Source organism: Pseudomonas brassicacearum subsp. brassicacearum, from assembly GCF_008801605.1.
Classification (GTDB): Bacteria; Pseudomonadota; Gammaproteobacteria; order Pseudomonadales; family Pseudomonadaceae; genus Aquipseudomonas; species Aquipseudomonas brassicacearum.
Map to the genome: position 1 here is coordinate 1 of NZ_VZPJ01000035.1, position 1669 is coordinate 1669.

The 1669-nt window shown below is 61.0% G+C and carries 1 protein-coding gene; it reads left to right on the forward strand.

Going from position 1 to position 1669, the window contains the following annotated elements; translation table 11 throughout:
• Positions 1–1669: immunoglobulin-like domain-containing protein (locus tag F7R20_RS31370; protein ID WP_346266516.1), on the forward strand; the 1669-nt coding region annotated here is incomplete at both ends.

Here is a 1669-nt window from a genome sequence, read left to right on the forward strand (position 1 = left end):
GGCGGCGATAACCTGAGCGTGAAGATCGACGACGCCAAGGGCGGCAACTACGAAAAACTGGACATCGACGGCAAGCCTGCCGACACCACCGTCACAGACACTCAGGACACCACTGGCCTGACGCTCTCGGCAACTGACACTGTTGCTGAAGGCGGCTCCATCGTTTACACCGCCACCCTGACCAACGCCGCTGGCTCGCCTGTCACTGTGACCTTGAGCAACGGCGCCGTCATCAACATCGCCGCAGGCGCCACCACTGGCACCGTGACCGTCGATGCGCCAAAAGACGACGTCTACAAAGACGCTGGTAAAGTCGAAGTCAGCATCGATAAAGCCACTGGCGGTAACTTCGAGAACCTGGTTCCGAGCACCACCCCAGCGGTGACCGACGTTACCGATACCATCGACACCTCGACCGTGAGCCTGACCGCAACGTCCACCGTCGCGGAAGGCGGCACCGTGGTGTACACCGCCTCGGTCAATGCACCGGTCACTGATGCCCCGCTCGTCGTGACGTTGAGCAACGGCCAGACCATCACCATCCCGGTCGGCGCCAGCTCCGCTTCGGTGAACTTCGTGACACCAAACGACGCCCTCGCAGGCGGCGATAACCTGAGCGTGAAGATCGACGACGCCAAGGGCGGCAACTACGAAAAACTGGACATCGACGGCAAGCCTGCCGACACCACCGTCACAGACACTCAGGACACCACTGGCCTGACGCTCTCGGCAACTGACACTGTTGCTGAAGGCGGCTCCATCGTTTACACCGCCACCCTGACCAACGCCGCTGGCTCGCCTGTCACTGTGACCTTGAGCAACGGCGCCGTCATCAACATCGCCGCAGGCGCCACCACTGGCACCGTGACCGTCGATGCGCCAAAAGACGACGTCTACAAAGACGCTGGTAAAGTCGAAGTCAGCATCGATAAAGCCACTGGCGGTAACTTCGAGAACCTGGTTCCGAGCACCACCCCAGCGGTGACCGACGTTACCGATACCATCGACACCTCGACCGTGAGCCTGACCGCAACGTCCACCGTCGCGGAAGGCGGCACCGTGGTGTACACCGCCTCGGTCAATGCACCGGTCACTGATGCCCCGCTCGTCGTGACGTTGAGCAACGGCCAGACCATCACCATCCCGGTCGGCGCCAGCTCCGCTTCGGTGAACTTCGTGACACCAAACGACGCCCTCGCAGGCGGCGATAACCTGAGCGTGAAGATTGATGACGCCAAGGGCGGCAACTACGAAAAACTGGACATCGACGGCAAGCCTGCCGATACCATCGTCACAGACACCCAGGACACCACTGGCCTGACGCTCTCGGCAACTGACACTGTCACCGAAGGCGGTTCCATCGTTTACACCGCAACATTGACCAACGCCGCTGGCTCGCCAGTGACCGTCACCTTGAGCAACGGCGCCGTCATCAACATCGCTGCAGGCGCCACCACTGGCACCGTGACCGTCGATGCGCCAAAAGACGATGTCTACAAAGACGCTGGCAAAGTTGAAGTCAGCATCGACAAGGCCACTGGCGGTAACTTCGAGAACCTGGTTCCTAGCACCACGCCTGCGGTGACTGACGTTACCGATACCATCGACACCTCGACTGTCAGCCTGACCGCAACGTCCACCGTCGCGGAAGGTGGCACCGTGGTTTACA